Origin of the sequence: Rhizobium sp. M10, from assembly GCF_002531955.1 — a bacterium.
Lineage (GTDB): Bacteria > Pseudomonadota > Alphaproteobacteria > Rhizobiales > Rhizobiaceae > Rhizobium > Rhizobium etli_C.
Window position 1 is genome coordinate 1 of sequence record NZ_NWTA01000071.1, and the last position, 1,415, is coordinate 1,415.

Here is a 1,415-nt window from a genome sequence, read left to right on the forward strand (position 1 = left end):
CGGAAATCTTGGTCATTGCATTTTCCTTCTCTTTGAGTTGGTTGCAAGCTGTGACATCGGGATTGACCCTTCCGCCGGCGGATGCATGGCCGCTTGGTAGAACGCGGATCCGATGACGAACGGTCAGGTGGCCTCCGTTCCGTTCGTTTCATGAACCGGCATAATGCAGACTGCTTTCTGCCGCTTGTAACCAGGGATCAGCAAACACCATGCCAACTGCTCCGACGCGCCAAGAAGATCATTTTCTTTTATCAATGGGCGGGTTGAGGGCAGGTTGATGTGTATTTGACGGAGAGACCGGCGAACAAAACGTTCCAATCACGACAAACCTGACAAAAGTGGCGGATGCCCGACATTTGCGAGAAATGTCGACGGTTGCGCTGGGGACAAGGGAATTAGCATGTAATTCAACCGCGCTCAGGATCGTCCTGTGTCGGATCGTATTGAGCCTGCGGGGTGGAAAGTGGCTTTGCGGTCCTCGCCGCAAGTGCCTCCGTCAGCTGCGCACTGGTGCTTACCTTGACGGTCAGCTTGCGCGAGACATTGCGTGCAATTGCAGTGCCTTCTTTGCACCGGCCGCCATTGATTAGAACCGCCGCATCCGCGGATCAGGCATGGGACACGAACGGCACGATCTGTGGCGATCCAATCGCGGGGCATCTGCCTTGGCAACCGGATAAGTTCATCGCCGAGGGCGACGAGACAGCGATCGCCACTTCGCGCTTTTAAAAAAGTCCTATTGAAAGAAGCGACGAACTAGCCACCATCGCAGCGCTAACTTTGTGGATGGAATGCCACACGAAGTAACTACGTTCGTTCGTTTGCGCAGACGACGAGCAGCAGGAGACAACAAACGATCTGAAGGTAACAGCGTTGACTTGTTCGCGAGATCACGCAGTAACCTTGTCTGCCGCGACATGGGTCTGACAGTTCTTCGGGCAGACGCGCGCGCAGGCGCCGCAACCAATGCAGCGGCCGGCCTCATCGACAACCATGATCATACGATTGAGCTCGCCATCGAAGTCTTCCTCCTCGTCGTCGCAGATGCCGAGGATTTCACCCGCTTCACCGACGCCATAGAGGTGCATGACTTCGCGAGAGCAGGCTTTGAAGCATCGGCCACAGCCGATGCAGGTTGTAGCATCGATGCAGGTCAGGTACTCCGGCACCCAGCTGGAGCCGTCGCGCGTGACGAAAGGGCCAGTCATCGTGAATTCTCCAATGCAGCGAGCTCTTCCTTCGCAGCGTTCAACTCGGCGAAGGCGTCGAACGTCTCTCCTGCAATGGTCTTGATTCTAGCCCAATTAATCGGAAGGTCCTCGGCAAGATCGTGCAACTCCATCTTCGCAGCGGCGGCGCGGGACTGCAGCTTGCGGACCTTCTTCAGCTGCTCCACAATGTCTGACATGATCTCT

General features: G+C 56.0%; 2 protein-coding genes. Both read right to left on the reverse strand.

The genetic code is table 11. The features are described from left to right. Positions 1-890: 890 nt before the first annotated feature. Positions 891-1,208: a ferredoxin III, nif-specific gene (gene fdxB, locus CO671_RS33040; RefSeq protein WP_004677870.1), complete on the reverse strand. Its 318-nt coding sequence runs from the start codon at positions 1,206-1,208 to the stop codon at positions 891-893. Beyond that, a complete protein-coding gene (locus CO671_RS33045; protein ID WP_009991124.1) occupies positions 1,205-1,408 on the reverse strand; it encodes a CCE_0567 family metalloprotein in 204 nt (67 codons plus the stop codon). The genes fdxB and CO671_RS33045 overlap by 4 nt, the downstream gene beginning before the upstream one ends. Positions 1,409-1,415 lie beyond the last annotated feature (7 nt).

Bases quoted from the DNA above. Each gene is read 5' to 3' on its own strand.
- fdxB (WP_004677870.1), bottom strand. From the start codon at position 1,208: ATGACTGGCCCTTTCGTCACGCGCGACGGCTCCAGCTGGGTGCCGGAG.
- CO671_RS33045 (WP_009991124.1), bottom strand. From the start codon at position 1,408: ATGTCAGACATTGTGGAGCAGCTGAAGAAGGTCCGCAAGCTGCAGTCC.